11 protein-coding genes and 1 pseudogene are annotated in these 15288 nt (G+C 57.4%); 5 read left to right on the top strand and 7 right to left on the bottom strand.

Annotated features, from left to right (window positions below):
- Positions 1–44: 44 nt before the first annotated feature.
- Both PLU01S_RS21505 and PLU01S_RS21510 read right to left on the bottom strand, forming a co-directional pair.
- Positions 45–998: an AraC family transcriptional regulator gene (locus PLU01S_RS21505; RefSeq protein ID WP_083397927.1), complete on the bottom strand. Its 954-nt coding sequence runs from the start codon at positions 996–998 to the stop codon at positions 45–47.
- A gap of 84 nt (positions 999–1082) precedes the next feature.
- Complete coding sequence (locus PLU01S_RS21510; protein WP_074826289.1) at positions 1083–2201, bottom strand: enoyl-CoA hydratase/isomerase family protein; 1119 nt, start codon at positions 2199–2201, stop codon at positions 1083–1085.
- Positions 2202–2414: 213 nt separating this feature from the next.
- Here PLU01S_RS21510 and PLU01S_RS21515 point away from each other — a divergent pair, with 213 nt between their 5' ends.
- Positions 2415–2639, top strand: a complete 225-nt coding sequence (locus tag PLU01S_RS21515; RefSeq protein ID WP_010798231.1) for a hypothetical protein — start codon at positions 2415–2417, stop codon at positions 2637–2639.
- A 129-nt stretch (positions 2640–2768) separates the two neighbouring features.
- Here PLU01S_RS21515 and PLU01S_RS26710 read toward each other — a convergent pair whose 3' ends face one another.
- From PLU01S_RS26710 to PLU01S_RS21525, 3 genes and pseudogenes are all read right to left on the bottom strand, one after another.
- Complete coding sequence (locus PLU01S_RS26710; RefSeq protein ID WP_372238917.1) at positions 2769–3611, bottom strand: methyl-accepting chemotaxis protein; 843 nt, start codon at positions 3609–3611, stop codon at positions 2769–2771.
- Between the two features lie 12 nt (positions 3612–3623).
- Positions 3624–4892 (bottom strand): annotated as a pseudogene (locus tag PLU01S_RS26715) (methyl-accepting chemotaxis protein); the annotation flags it as partial.
- Between the two features lie 142 nt (positions 4893–5034).
- Positions 5035–6354, bottom strand: a complete 1320-nt coding sequence (locus tag PLU01S_RS21525; RefSeq protein WP_074826282.1) for an MFS transporter — start codon at positions 6352–6354, stop codon at positions 5035–5037.
- A 198-nt stretch (positions 6355–6552) separates the two neighbouring features.
- Between PLU01S_RS21525 and PLU01S_RS21530 the strand changes: the two genes are divergently transcribed.
- The 3 genes from PLU01S_RS21530 (at position 6553) to PLU01S_RS21540 (ending at position 11034) form a co-directional block, all read left to right on the top strand.
- Complete coding sequence (locus PLU01S_RS21530; RefSeq protein WP_074826279.1) at positions 6553–7365, top strand: hypothetical protein; 813 nt, start codon at positions 6553–6555, stop codon at positions 7363–7365.
- Positions 7366–7462: 97 nt separating this feature from the next.
- Complete coding sequence (gene uvrA, locus PLU01S_RS21535) at positions 7463–10129, top strand: excinuclease ABC subunit UvrA (RefSeq protein WP_074826275.1); 2667 nt, start codon at positions 7463–7465, stop codon at positions 10127–10129.
- Positions 10130–10212: 83 nt separating this feature from the next.
- Positions 10213–11034 (top strand): shikimate 5-dehydrogenase, encoded by an 822-nt coding sequence (locus tag PLU01S_RS21540; RefSeq protein WP_074826271.1) that lies wholly within the window; start codon positions 10213–10215, stop codon positions 11032–11034.
- Between the two features lie 93 nt (positions 11035–11127).
- Here PLU01S_RS21540 and PLU01S_RS21545 read toward each other — a convergent pair whose 3' ends face one another.
- Both PLU01S_RS21545 and PLU01S_RS21550 read right to left on the bottom strand, forming a co-directional pair.
- Positions 11128–11742: an O-methyltransferase gene (locus PLU01S_RS21545; RefSeq protein WP_074826269.1), complete on the bottom strand. Its 615-nt coding sequence runs from the start codon at positions 11740–11742 to the stop codon at positions 11128–11130.
- A gap of 64 nt (positions 11743–11806) precedes the next feature.
- Positions 11807–13594, bottom strand: coding sequence for a tannase/feruloyl esterase family alpha/beta hydrolase (locus tag PLU01S_RS21550; protein ID WP_074826266.1), 1788 nt, complete (start codon positions 13592–13594; stop codon positions 11807–11809).
- Between the two features lie 290 nt (positions 13595–13884).
- On the opposite strand from PLU01S_RS21550, the gene baeS reads away from it, so the two are divergent.
- Entirely contained in the window at positions 13885–15288 is a 1404-nt protein-coding gene (gene baeS, locus PLU01S_RS21555; protein WP_074826264.1) for a sensor histidine kinase efflux regulator BaeS, read from the top strand.

The raw sequence follows: 15288 nt of genomic DNA on the forward strand, positions 1-15288 counted from the left end.
TTGCAATGGTCAAACCCTTCAATCTGGCTGAGCGGTTTGGACAATCAGGCAGAGTCGACCTGGGCGAGAATCAGGTTGCGGTAGTGACCAGGGTTGGTTCCGGTCCATTTACGAAAGGCCTTGTAGAAGGCGCTGATATCAGCGAAGCCAAGCTGAGTAGCAATGTCCGAATAGGTCATCGAGGGATCGGCCAGCCAGTCGATCGCCTGTTCCTTGCGTACGGTGTCCTTGATCGCCTGGTAGGACTGCGCCTGCTCTGCCAGACGCCGCCGCAGGGTTGCAGGCGACATGCACAGGGTGTACGCCAGGGCTTCACTGGTAGGCCACTGCTCGCCCGGCAGTTGCCGCAACTGCAATTTGATCCGACTCGCCAAACTGTCCGAATCGCGGTATTTCTCCAGGATGTTGCAGGGTGCCTCAGCCAGAAAGCGCTGCAGGTCCGCCTCGCTGCGTCTCACTGGTACATCCAGTACCTCGGCAGCAAAGATGATCCGTGTCCGGCTCTGGTTGAAACGCAGGTTATCCGAAAACATGACCTTGTAATCGGCCGTAAAGGCGGGCTCGGGGCAGCGCAGCTCGATTGCCAGGATCGGGATCCGGCGGCCAGCCAGCCAGCAGGCTACGCCGTGAACGATCATCCAGTAGGTGAAATACGCGAAGGCTCGATTGGGCGCCCCGGCGGGCTCTCGCAATATAATTTCCGCCAGGCTCTGGCTGCGGACCAGCTCACCACGAAGGCGCTCGAAGGTAAGCCCGAGAAAAGCCAGCCCATGGATCAACGCTGCACCTACCGTAGGTTGGGACAGGCAGGCCCGGCAGAGAAACTCGAAACTACCGGACCGCATGCCACGCGGATCCATGCCAAAAAACTCATCATCAAAGCGCCGGGCCAGACGCCGCCAGATGCGCCCGTAAAAGGGGACGGGCACCCGGCCGCCCGGCTCCGCCAGACAGTCTGGTGCCAGCCCGATGTCGCACAATAATTCCGCATGGCTCATTCCCCGCGCAGCAAAGGCCTGTAGCGCCTCCTCCACCAGATAGGTCGAGATGGTGCCCTTGGGAACGGCACGGCTGACCACTGATCAGTCCTTCAGGGCGCGCAGCGGATGCTCGTGGGCCGGAAAGGCAGGTTTGAAAAAGGCATCCAGCCAAGCCGGGTCGTCCGTTGCGAGTGGATCTGCATGCCATTTCGGCTGGCGGTCCTTGTCGATCAGCAGGGCGCGTATCCCCTCCTGCAGCTCACCGAGCTGAGTGCAGCGCACCGACAGGTCCAACTCACTGCGCAGCGCCTCGGCCAGCGACCAGCGTTTGCTGCGCCTGAGCTGACGCAGCGTGATGGCCGCCGAAGTCGGTGAGCCCTGGGCCAATGTCTTGGCCGCCTTGGTTAGCCAGGGATTATCGCCGCTGTAGGCCTTGATTTCAGCAAGTACGGTTTTGTCATCATCGAAATCCGTCAGGGCCTGAAGGGTATCGAAGAGCGGTTGCACATTTGGCTCAGGCATCACGGCCATGCTTGCTTGCTCATGCTGGCGCAGCACCTGTGCAACCGAGGCATGGCCGAGCATCCTATCGGGCATGGCCTGCAAATCGGCAATGACCTGTTCACGCCGCTCCGCTGCAATGCAGCGATCCGCCAGCCCGACGAAAACCGCATCGCGCGCCGTAAGCTGTGCGCCGGTAACGCCCAGGAACAGCCCGCAACGGCCCGGCATGCGGTTGAGAAACCAGCTCGCCCCTACATCGGGATATAACCCGATGCTGACCTCAGGCATGGCAACACGGGTGCTCTCGCATACTACGCGATGAGAGGCACCGGCGAGCAACCCAAGCCCTCCTCCCATGACGTAACCCGCCCCCCAGGCAATAAGCGGCTTGGGGTAATGATGGATGAAGTGATCGAGCCGGTATTCCAGCGCAAAGTACTCACCGGTGGCCTTGCCCGGCCCAGCTTCTCCTTCCCGCATGGCCTTGTAGAGCGCGACGATATCGCCTCCCGCGCAAAAGGCCTTTTCACCAGCTCCCTCCAGCCAGACCGCGTCAATGTCGTCCTGCTCCGCCCAGTGCCTGAGCTGTTCTTCCAGCTGGACGGCCATGTTGAAGGATAGGGCGTTCAGGCTGCTTGGTGCGTCTAGCGTCACGCGTCCGAGCCGCTTGCCGGAGGCCAGTGGCAGTTCCGTTACCTGGATGCAGCGCTCACTCATGTAGGTGCTCTCGTCTTGTTCTTATCGGTCGCCCTGTCTGCCAGGAGCGACGGGGCCATGAGAAATGCCCTATCAGATAAGCACATTCCACCCAAGGGAGACAATTAATCCTAACGGTGATAAGAAGTTAGCCGCTTACCGATTAGCGGGGCTTTGTAAATGCCTAAAAGTCACCTATAACTAATCAGGTCAGCAACCTACAGGACAAACCTCATGCATTTTCTCATCATGCAGGGCCAGTATGGTCACAAGCTGGTTAGCTATAGCGATGCTGTATTTGATTTGAAAGAAGCACTGACGGAGTTGAAAGGGAAAGACGCTGCCAACTCACCGATGATTCTTGACGACAAGGTGGTGCAAAGTACCTACCTTTGCACCGAAACTGGCATGCCTGTGCAAGAAATCGACGGCTATCTCATCCGGCTGGCTGAGCTGTAACCCGGCCCCACGCTGCTGACCTGAGAGGGTCGTGTTCTTATCGCCGTATTGCAGTGTAAGAACCGCCCTCCCCTACTCCGATTGCTTCCCTGCGTTGCCCGCCCTTGTTGCGGGCGCGCAGTTCTGCCGTCAGACCTTGAACTGATTGACCAGGCGACGCTGCTGCTCGGCCAGCTGTGTCAGCTCGGCACTGGCGTGCGACGACTGCTCTGCACCCTGGGCCACTTCAGACGCAACCGTTCCGATCACGGTAACATTACGGTTGATGTCCTCCGCCACGGCACTTTGCTCTTCGGCCGCTCCCGCGATCTGGATGTTCATTTCCGTGATGACGGAAACCGCCTCGGTGATCGCCGCCAGCGCAGCTGCGGCCTCGGAAGATTGCTGCACGCTGGTCTCGGTCTTCGCCTGACTGGCCTGCATGATCTGCACCACGTCCTGCGTACCGCTTTGCAGCTGCTGGATCATGGTCTGGATTTCCTGAGTCGCCTGCTGAGTCTTGCCCGCCAGATTACGAACCTCATCCGCCACTACGGCAAAGCCGCGGCCCTGCTCACCAGCCCGTGCCGCCTCAATGGCTGCGTTGAGGGCCAGTAGGTTGGTCTGTTCGGCAATGCCGCGAATGCTGACCAGGATCGTGGTAATGTTTTCGCTGTCCTTGGCCAGCCCTTCCACGCTGACAACCGCACGGTCGATCTCGGCAGCCAGTGCGGAAATCGCATCGCTGGAGTTCTGCACAATGGTCCGCCCGTGATTGGCTGACTGATCCGCATTACCTGCCGCCTCGGCCGCCTGGTTGGCACTGCGGGCAACTTCCTGGGCTGTAGCGGACATCTCTTGAATGGCCGTCGCCACTTGATCGATTTCAGATTGTTGCTTCTGTACCCCTTGCTGGGTGTGAATGGCGATCTCTGCTGTATGCTCGGATGCATCGCTCACTTTTTGTACCGAGGATACTACCTGGGTAATCATGGCTTGCAGCTTGGCCAGGAAGCGGTTGAAACCCTTTGCCATGGCACCCAGCTCATCGGGCCGGTTTTCATCCAGCCGACGGGTCAGATCGCCCTCGCCTTGAGCGATATCATCCAGCATCAGCACCATTTGCTTCAGTGGTCGCGTGATACTGCGGCTTACCAGCCACAGCGCGCCAAGCCCGATAATGGCAAGGGCCAGGCCGACCAATCCCATTCCAAAGGTATTTCGATCGCTCTGCGCCTTGATATCGTCGTGAAGCTTCAGAGACTCGCCCAGTGCGGCCTGGATGGGCAGCTGGATCATCAGTGTCCATTGAGCGGACGTGTTACCGACCTTGAACGGTAGAAACAGCTCGATATGCCCATGCGCTTCGTCATAGTCGTATAGCGGCTCGGTCGACTTCAGCTGCTTCAGATTATTCAGCTCGTTTTCATCTAGCAGAGTGCTGACAGACTTGCCTAGCTGGCCGGCGTCCTTGGTATAGGCAATCAAGGCACCATTACTGGCAATCAGTGCCATTTGACCTGCGCCCTGGTAGAGCGACTGGTTGGCCTTGACCAGAGCATCCTGAATAAAGCCGACGGACAGGTCCGCACCGGCAATACCCTGGAACTTGCCTTTGACCATGATAGGCGCGGTAAACGATGCCATCAGGACAGGCTTGCCAGCGACGTCATAGGTATAGGGGTCAACGGCGCAAAGCTGTTGCGTTTCCTTGGCACACAGATAGTACTCGCCCTCGCGCACGCCCAGGTCGGAGCGTTTCTGGCTTTCCATGAACTGAATGATGTCATGGCCGAGCGTACCATCGGCATTGCGGAACCAGTACGGCAGAAAGCGGCCAGTACTGTCATGCCCAGGCTGCCCCATGAACTGGTAGTCGTCACCTGCAAAGGCATTGGGCTCCCAGCCCAGATAGGCACCTAGAAGTTCAGGGTGCTTTTCCATCGCATTTCGAATGATTCGGTCCTGCTCATCTCGCGACAGATGGACGCTGGTGCTCGGATCGCTGGCAGCCAAGGCGCTCAGCTGCGCCAGTGATGCTGCGATGTTCAATGGCTTTTCAAGGTCATGCTGGATATGCATGACGTTGGCATCGGCCAGAGAAATCAGCCGCTCCTGGATGACCTTTTCAAACAACGCCTCTGTACCTTTGGCCGCCTGATCCTGTGTACGCGCGCCGGTAACCAACGCATACCCCACCAGGGCGATGACGATCGCCAGGATACAGGCACCGGCATACGCCATGATGGTGTACTGAATGGACTTGAATTTCATGGTGCCTTTCCCATGTCTGCTTAGCTAAAAGGCTCTATCGGCGCAGACCAGAAAAGCTGAATTGCAGCCTGTCGGTTAAGACAACATCTCGTCACGCCTGCCCGCCGGGTGCTCAACCGACAGGACAGGTGCAGAAGCAAAATCAGTCTGACGAGGAGGAGAAATCGGTCAGGGGACGCGACAGTCGAGGGTCATGCCGGTAAGCCAGCATAAGGGCAAGTCCGACCAGGCCCATGACCGCGCAGTAGCCCACGCACAACCAGGGACTGACCGGCATTAGGGCAATCAGAATCAACGGCGTGATGCTGCCCCAGATCGAGTACGCAATATTGTAGGTAAAGGAAATACCCGTGACTCGAATATTGGAGGGAAACAGCCCGATCATCACCGATGGCACGACGCCCACAATGCCGCAGGCAAGACCTGCGATCGCGTAGCCCAGCCAGAGCGCTATCGCCTCGCTGACCAGACTCGTATACAGGACGGCAATACCGGGGGCGAGAACGGCGCTGTACAATCCCATCGCTTGCCAGGGACCTATCCGATCAGCGATGCGCCCGGCGATGACGCAGCCAATATTCAGAAACACGATACCGATGCAGCTCATGCGGAACGCGGTACTGGTCGGAATATGAAAGTACTTCTGCATCACGGTAGGCGTCACAACCACCAGGACGACCACTGCCGAAGTCAGAACGCACGTCAGCAGTGCCGCCGGCAGCAAGGCGGTGCGGTGTTCTCGCAGGACCGTCGATAACGGCAGGCGCGCCGATAATACCTTACGAGCCTGCATCTCCATGAAGACAGGCGTCTCGTTCAGCCACCGCCGTAGCCATACCGCCAGGACGCCAAAAAAGCCGCCCAGGATAAAGGGGATACGCCAGGCATAGGCATGGAGTTCTTTCTCGGCATAGATTGATGACAGCAACGTGGCCGTCAGTGCACCCAACAGGTAGCCAAATGTCAGGCCTGCCTGAAGAATACCCAGCGCATAACCTCGGTGATTGGCCGGGGCATGCTCTGCTACAAACACCCAGGCACTGGGCACCTCGCCGCCGACGGCAGCCCCCTGCAATACCCGTAGTGCCAGCAGGATCAGCGGTGCAAAGTAGCCGATCTGCGCATAAGTAGGCATCACGCCAATGAGCAGGCTTGGCAACGCCATAAGCAGGATGCTCAGGTTGAACATGCGCTTGCGCCCCAGGCGGTCGGCATAATGTGCCATCAGAATCCCGCCCAGCGGACGCGCCAGATACCCGGTAGCAAAAATGCCAAAGCTTTGCAGCAGCCGCAGCCATTCAGGCATTTCCGGCGGGAAAAACAACTGGCTGAGCACCAGCGCGAAAAAGACGAAAATAATGAAATCGTAGATTTCCAGGGCACCGCCCAGCGCCGCCAGACCCAGGGTCTTATGGTCCTGCCAGGATAATCGCCGGGCAGGCGTATGAATGTCGCTATGCATGTAAACGTGCCCGCTCTCTTCTTGCCTAAACATGAGGCGGCGCAGAATACAGGGAAGTCACTGTCTTGTTACAGTGTAAACGTATCTCGAAGTCCTTCATGTCAATCGTCTAAGTGTTCGCCTCAACCCATGGCACGGCAGCGGGTCTAATCCGATACGCCTATCCCTGATATAACTCAACTCCCTGAAGCGTCAGTCATGTTTATGAAATACCTGTTCATCCTTGGTGCGCGAGATCCTGAAATGATGCTCATCGAGACCCTGGTTCTTAGGGCACGGCATCGACTGGCCTATGCGCTGGCGGATGAGCGTCGGGTATACGCAGGCAATGCCTATAAAGCCGATCGCACATCTGCCCGCCAAGGCGAGCCCCATGGCCCTATCGTCTGGGTGGAATGCGGCCTCGCCGATACCTCCCAACCTCGTGATATTGTGGTAGACCATCATCATGAAGGCGATCCGGGGTATGACATGCCTCCGGCGCGCTACTGGGAAGGCTCCTCGCTGGGGCAGGTCTGCCAGCTGCTGGAGATCGAGCCGACGCCGGAGCTGCAACTGGCTGCCGCCGCCGACCATTGCCTGAGCGCAGCTTACAAGGGTCTCTGCCCCGGGGTCGATCCGGCTGATCTACGCGCGTGGCGTATTGCCTCCCGGTCGAACTGGCAAAAGATCAATCCTGATCAATTACGAGCTACGATCGAGGCGGCAATCGAACAGGTCAAGGCGCTCAAACCAATCTCCATCGCCGGCCATGAATTCTTCGATGCCATGGATCACGATATCCCCGAACTCTCCGAGGCGTCCGCCATCTTGGGGCGCCCCGTCATGTACAGCATGCCGGAGCCACGGAGCGGACGTATCAAGGTCGGTGCCCTGAATGGCTCTCCAGACATGCTTTGGGCCTGGATGAACTGCGCCCGAGAGGTCTTGGGCCTTGAGGACGTGTACGGTAACCCGATTCGTGGATACGCCGGTGGGTATTTACGTGGAGATATCTTGCAACGTGCATGAGGCCTGGATCGCAACGTAGCGGTTTTCCTGGCTGTTGTGCAGTCGTCCCGGCAGGTAAAAGGTCCTATGAACACGTTCCTACGCCAAGACCTGACGCATGCCCAACAAACGAAGCACGCCTGATCCCACCCACGCCTCTCCCTCTACAGCCCCCGGCTTTGTCCGCGTCCGGGGCGCGCGTGAGCACAATCTCAAGAATGTAGATGTCGACATCCCCCGCGACAGCCTGGTTGTTTTTACCGGCGTTTCGGGCTCTGGCAAGTCCTCCCTTGCCTTTGGAACCCTGTACGCCGAGGCTCAGCGTCGTTACTTTGAATCGGTGGCGCCCTATGCCCGTCGCCTGATCGATCAGGTAGGCGTACCGGATGTGGACACCATAGAAGGATTGCCTCCGGCTGTCGCTCTCCAGCAGCAACGCGGCACGCCCAGCGCTCGCTCTTCGGTGGGTAGCGTCACTACCCTGTCCAGCCTGATCCGCATGCTGTACTCACGCGTCGGCACCTATCCGCCTGATCAGCCCATGCTCTACGCAGAGGACTTTTCGCCCAACACACCCCAAGGCGCCTGTCCTCAATGTCATGGGCTCGGACGAGTCTATGAAGTAACCGAGCAGTCTATGGTACCGGACGACTCGCTGACTATTCGCGAGCGGGCCATTGCCGCCTGGCCTACTGCCTGGCAGGGGCAGAATCTGCGGGACATTCTGGTAACCCTGGGCTACGACGTAGACACACCTTGGCGCGATATCCCCCAAAAGGATCGCGACTGGATTCTCTTTACCGAAGAACAGCCGACCGTTCCGGTCTATGCCGGCCTGACACCAGAGCAGACCCGCGAAGCTCTCAAGCACAAGCGCGAGCCCAGTTACATGGGCACCTTCACCGGTGCGCGCCGCTATGTGCTGCATACCTTTGCCCATTCGCAGAGCGCGTTAATGAAAAAACGCGTATCCCAATTCATGGTGGGTAGTCTGTGTCCGCTGTGTGAAGGTAAGCGCCTGAAGCGTGAGGCGCTGTCCGTCACCTTTGCCGGGCATGACATTGGCGAGCTGGCCCGCATGCCTCTGCTGACCCTGATTGATGTCCTCACACCTGTTGCAGCCGGTGCGCTGGCTTCAGGGTCATCCCCCGTGGAGAAAACCTTCACAAGGGAAGAATCACGCCGCGCACGTGAAGCACGTACCCGGGAAGGTGGCACTTCCCATGAGGCCGCCCCAGACGTGCGCCGCACGCCGACTCTGTCAGACGAAAAGCGCCTGGCGGCCCAACGTATCGCCCAGGATCTGCTGGAACGCCTGACAACCCTGACCGAGCTAGGCCTGGGGTACCTCTCCCTGGAACGCAGTACCCCAACATTGTCTTCGGGAGAGCTGCAACGTCTACGCCTTGCCACTCAGTTGAATTCGCAACTTTTCGGAGTGATCTATGTGCTCGATGAACCGTCCGCCGGTCTGCATCCTGCTGACGGCGAAGCGTTGTTCACGGCTCTGGATCAACTCAAGGCGGCCGGCAATTCCTTGTTCGTAGTGGAACACGATCTAGAGACGATGCGTCGTGCAGACTGGCTGGTAGATGTGGGCCCTGCAGCAGGCGAACACGGTGGTACGGTTCTCTACAGCGGACCGCCCGCCGGATTGGCCCATGTCGAAGCGTCTCAAACGCGGGATTACCTGTTTGCGTCTCGGCGCACAGCAGCCCCCTTGAGACGCCCGCACCGCAAGCCGCTTCATTGGCTAAGACTAACCGGCGTAACGCGCAACAACCTCAAGGCCCTTGATGTTGCGTTTCCACTTGGCTGCTTTACCTCCGTTACCGGTATCTCTGGCTCCGGCAAATCGACTCTTGTCAGCCAGGCACTATTGGAGTTGGTCGGTGAGCACCTAGGCCGGCCACTGGCCGAGCGCGATGAAGACGAATCACCGCTGGACGAGGAGGCTCCTCAGCCGCTCTCAGGACAAATCATTGAAGGCATGGAGCATATTCGCCGACTGGTCCAGGTGGATCAGAAGCCGATCGGTCGCACCCCGCGCTCCAACCTTGCCACTTATACAGGCCTTTTTGACGGCATCCGCAAACTGTTTGCCGCGACCCCGGAAGCCCGGAAACGGCGATATGACGCCGGTCGCTTTTCATTCAACGTAGCCAAGGGGCGTTGCCCGACCTGTGAGGGCGAAGGCTTCGTCAGTGTCGAACTGCTGTTCATGCCCAGCGTGTATGCGCCCTGCCCGACCTGCCATGGCGCCCGTTACAACGCCGAAACGCTGGAAGTCACCTGGCAAGGAAAAACCATTGCGGAAGTCCTGAACCTGACGGTAGAGGATGCCTGTACCTTTTTCGCGGAGGAAGCTGGCGTACTCCGTCCCTTGCACGTCCTGCGTGATATTGGTCTGGGCTATCTGCGCCTGGGGCAACCAGCCACGGAGCTTTCCGGCGGTGAAGCACAGCGCATCAAGCTGGCAACCGAGCTGCAACGTACCCAGCGCGGCGCTACGCTCTATGTACTTGATGAGCCTACAACGGGTCTACACCCTACTGATACAGACCGCCTGGTGCGCCAGCTCAACGGTCTGGTAGAGGCTGGCAATACAGTCGTTGTGGTTGAACATGACATGCGCGTCGTGGCGCAAAGCGATTGGGTCATCGATATCGGCCCAGGGGCTGGTGATAGAGGCGGACACATTGTCGCGAGCGGTACACCCGAGAGCGTTGCAAAAGAGACCAGCAGCAAGACCGCGCCTTACCTGCGGGCGGTACTGGAGAGCTGATCGGGTTCACATGCCAAGCGGTTCCTGGGAACCACCGGCCCGCTTGGCTGACAAACAGGGGCCGCTTTTTTGAAGGAATCAAAATGCCTCACGCCATCAATAAAGACACCCAGGTTTGCATGTCCCTGGCGGGACGCCCTGGCAACACCGGTACACGGTTTCACAATCATCTGTACGAAGCCCTGAACCTGAATTATCTCTACAAGGCGTTCACAACCACCGACCTGCCTGCTGCCATTGGCGGCATTCGAGCGCTTGGCATACGCGGATGCGCTATTTCCATGCCGTTCAAGGAAGCCTGCATTCCTCTTCTGGATGGCCTCGACCCTTCTGCCGCCGTGATCGATTCGGTCAATACTATTGTGAACGATGACGGTAAGCTGACAGGCTATAACACGGACTTTCTGGCTGTCGCCTCACTGCTTGATAGCCATCAGGTATCTCGTGATCTGACGCTTGCGCTGCGGGGTAGCGGCGGTATGGCCAAAGCCGTGGCGTTTGCCTTGCGGGAGGCCGGCTTCAAAAAGGGACACATCGTGGCTCGCAATCCCACTACCGGCCGAGCCCTGGCTGAATCCTGCGGGTATGAGTGGACCGAATCCCTGGGCGACTTGCGCCCTGAACTCATCATCAATGTGACACCCGTAGGCATGACCGGCGGACCGGAAGCGGACGATCTGTCTTTTGATGACGAAGTGATTCAAAAGGCCAAAGTGGTATTTGATGTCGTGGCAATGCCATCCGAAACCCCACTCATCAAACGCGCCCGCGAACTGGGCAAGCCTGTCATTACCGGCGCAGAGGTTGTTGCCCTCCAGGCACTGGAGCAGTTTGTCCTGTACACCGGCATCCGCCCAAGTCCTGAGCAGGTTGAAGCCGCCGCGGCATACTCGCGCAATCAATAAAGGTAAATAGGGGCAACCGCACATGACGATTGCCCCGCTCTTGACCGTCAACGTTCGAAGGCACAGTGCTGTCTAACAGATTGTGCCTGAATATCACGCCTCGAACCGGCTTACCTCAAGTCCTGTTCCTACCGGCAGCAATACACTGGTAATGCCCGCCTTGGCTCGAATAGCGCGCCCATAGCGCTTCACATCGTCATTGCCGGGCCGGATCATATTATCCGCAACAATGATCGCACCCGGGTTGAGCTTGGGATAAAACGCCTCAAGACACGGTACATAGAGGTCTTTCCACAGATCAAGCAGGACAAAGTCCACTCTACCGGGTAGCGCCTCGATCAGCTGTACGGCATCACCGACCTGAAAGTCTATGTAGTCTGCAAGCCCTGCCTTTTCGGCTATCTCCCGTGCATAGAGTGACTTGTACTCATGTAGCTCTAGAGTAATCAGGCGTCCACCCGTTGCGCGTGCAGCCTCGCCAAGCCAGATGCCGGAATAGCCAAAGGAGGTACCAATTTCCAGAATCGTAGGGGTCTCCAGGCTTTTCGCCAAGATATTGATCAGCTGTCCGGTTTGCGGTCCGACAGCGCGCATGCGTTGATCCTGCCCGCCGTCACGTCCGCCAGGAGGAAGCTCGCGGGGCGCGCTTTGCTCTTTGTGTATCCGCGCGTGATAAGTCTCAAGCACCGTATTGATTTTCTCGTCCATATCCTTTCCCTGCCTGTTCGTTCGATAGCCACACAGGTGCCGCCTTCTCGTGCCACCTTAATGGTTATTGCATGCGGAACGTGTAGGGGCTATAGAAATCCGAGCCGGCCCACGGACGAGTCTCCTCGTTGAAAAGAGGCTTACCCGGCTTATAGCTTTCAGCGTTGGCTGGGTCGCCCTTGCCGTCGTAAGCTGCCACATACGGATAGGGATAGACCGGCCGCGAACGGATCACCTTTTCATCTTTTGCTACCAGCTTTTTCATGAGGTTTGGAGCATCCTTCATCTTCTTGAAGTCAGGAGCGCCCTTCATGGGTCTATCCGTCGGTGCGCCAAAGTGGCCCATGACGTTTTGCCCATCGGTCTGGTTTGTAAGGATGGTTTCAGGTGCTTGTCCGCCCTCAACCCAGGAGAGCATGGGTGTCAACAGGTCAAGCTTCGCCGGGCCTTCACCTTGGCCACAATGGTAGACGCCTGGCAACAGGTAAAGCCGTTCGAAGGTTGAAGCCTGCTCCTTGCCCATGACGCGCTGAACAGCCTCGTGATACGCAATGGAGTTAATGGGCGAGATATGCGGATCAGCCCAGCCATGCCAGATGATGAGCTTGCCGCCAGCCTTGGCAAAGGCTAATAGGTCCGGGTTGGTTGCATCATAAAACGCATGCAGCGGCCTTAGGCGGTCAAAGGTCTTCAAGTCGAATTGCATATCCGAAAGTTTGAAGTCCTTGCCCGGATTCTGCTCAAATGACAGCCATTGCAGTGCGCCCATGGCAATCATTTTGCTGAAGATAGGATCGTCATGGCTTTGCGGAACAAAGACATTCGCCCACGCCAATTCAGATCCCGGCTGCGGTCCACCAGCAATCAGCCGCTGGCTAGTCGCAGGATCTTTGGGGCCTTCGTACAAGCGACGCACCACGTCAACCTCAGCAGGAGACAAGCAGTTGGGATTATCAGCTTTCTGCTCGCTCTTGCATTGCAACGTGCCCGGATCAAAATGGCAGGCACGCGGGTCGGAAATCAAACCATCGACCTGCCCATCCAACGCGTCACACTGATTGAGTACAGCCCTGTGAATCAACGGAAGACGAGAGGCTATCAAAACAGCCTTACCGTCTGGGCCGGTGTTCGTACGTGCCTGCCAAGCGTGATACATCGCATTCTGGGTCTGGAAGTTCATCGCCGCGGCACCGGCGATGATGCCATTGAAATCGTTTGGATAGCGTTGCGCCTCCATCAACGCTTCGCGTCCGCCATCAGAGCAACCGTTAAAGTAGGAGTAGGCCTCACTACGACCATAAAAGGCATGGATCAGCTTTTTGGCGGCCAGGGCCGTAAGATGCACACCGCGAAAGGCAAAGTCTTGACGCTTTTGCGAATCTTCTCCGAACGACTCCTCGCCTTGGTGTCCCATATCCGTGCTTGCCGTGACAAAGCCGCCTGTATTGAGCGGCGTACACCCTTCGGCCGCACCGACCTCAAGCGAGATACGGCCACATAATCCGCCGCATCCTACCTGCAGATAGCGCTGAGTCCAGCTGTGCAAGGGAAGAACTACCTTGAAGCCAATCGAGGGGGCCAGCGTCCCCTCAACCGCACACACTGCTACGCCATTATCAGAGGTTTCAGTGGCTGAAGTGATCGAACTACCCTTACCGCCAATGTCGCTCATGTCGAGACTTTTAAGCGACGAACAAGCCTGAACAGGTTGGACGATAGGCAGTGATTGAGACAACGCCAGCGAAGCAGCTGAATTATTTTCCTGGGTAGCAGCGCCCGCCACACTGGCAGCTGATGAACACACCCATAACGTAACGGCCATACAGGCGCGTCTGAAACGTTCGTTGTACATGGGACGATCTCTATAAATACTTAAAAACAGGCTAGCCTCCAGGCATACCGCTTGTGCAGTGACTACTGCTGCTGCAATCGACTGCCAGTGCCGGTAGTACAGGGCTATCCTGGGTTATCCCATCAGGTATTTGCCGCATGGCTGAATCAGTCAGGCTGTCGCTCATGCTTTTTTCAGCCTCAAGTGTGAGTAACAACTGTGCAGGCAATGTGAAGATTGGGTTATGTCCTTGAAAACGTCAGACACACCCGCCTAAATATAACTAGCAGTACCCTTCAGGCCCGCTCTTTATGAAGCTCAGCATTTCCACAAAAGCCTTTATTGCTATACAAACCCTGTCGGTCCTGGCAGTGCTCAGCATGGGGTTTGCCGCCTACTGGAGCTTTACCCGCAGCTTTGTAGGCTTTCTGAACGAGCAGGCTATTATTCGTATGACCAATGCTATTCCAACATTGGAAGACGCCTATACCCAACATGGCAGCTGGCAGTTTCTGGTAGGAACGCATGTTCAATGGTTCGAACTCTTGAGTACCAGTCTCAGACAGCATGAAGGTGAGCCCCGTACCCGACGCGAGCCTCCCATAGCCGATCTGACGGGAGCGCATATGCGCTTCACCCTTCTGGATGCCCAGCACCGTTATATCAATGGTTATCCCAACTACAAGGACATCGCCACCTTCAAACCGGTACAGGCAAACGGTATGGTTGTAGGCTGGGTGGGCATGACGCCCTTCGAGAGCGTTACGGCCATTGGTGATGAGCGCTTTCAACAAGACCAGGTTCGCTCAATCTGGTTGATCGTGGGTGCCAGTTTGATCATCTCCTCCTTCATTGCCTGGCGTATTGCCCGCACGCTGTCGCGTCCGATCAGGCAGGTGGCATTGGCTACCCATCGGCTGGCCCGAGGAGAGTACAGCACACGGGTTGGCGTCCACTCACAGGATGAAGTGGGCCAGCTTGCTCAGGACTTCAATCAGATGGCCAAAGCCCTGGAAAACAACGAGAACATGCGACGCCACTTCATGGCGGATATCTCCCATGAGCTAAGAACGCCACTTGCTGTCCTGAAAGGGGAAATGGAGGCGCTTGAAGATGGCATTCGCCCGCTGACCAAGGAAGCAATTGCCTCCCTTCAGGCCGAAGTAGAATCCTTGAGCAAGCTGGTTGACGATATTTTTGCCCTATCCCTTTCTGAGCTGGGTGCTCAGGCCTACCAAAAGCGTCCGGTGCAGTTGGAGTCTGTTCTTTATGGCATTGCCGCTACGTTTGAAAGGCGCTGCTTGGTAAACACGCTATCGTTAACCCTGGAAATATCCGGCGAACCGCTGTGGATCAGCGGTGATGAAAGTCGGCTTCAACAACTCTTTACTAACTTGCTGGAAAACAGCCTGCGTTATACCGATGCGGGCGGTCATATCCTGATACGCGCTCGACGAGAGCGAGATGGCATCTTCATCAGCTGTGAAGACTCCGCGCCAGGCGTATCCGAAGAGCAACTGGGCCGCCTGTTCGAGCGATTCTACCGAGTCGAGCAATCACGCAACCGGGCCACCGGCGGCGCTGGGCTTGGGCTGGCGATTTGCCGCGGTATTGTCGAAGCCCATGGTGGGCGAATTGACGCCACATCCTCGCCCTTGGGCGGGCTCTGCGTGACATTGCAGTTTGATCCCCTGCCTGACTTGGCGAGTAACTAA

The organism is Pseudomonas luteola NBRC 103146 (assembly GCF_002091675.1).
Classification (GTDB): domain Bacteria; phylum Pseudomonadota; class Gammaproteobacteria; order Pseudomonadales; family Pseudomonadaceae; genus Chryseomonas; species Chryseomonas luteola.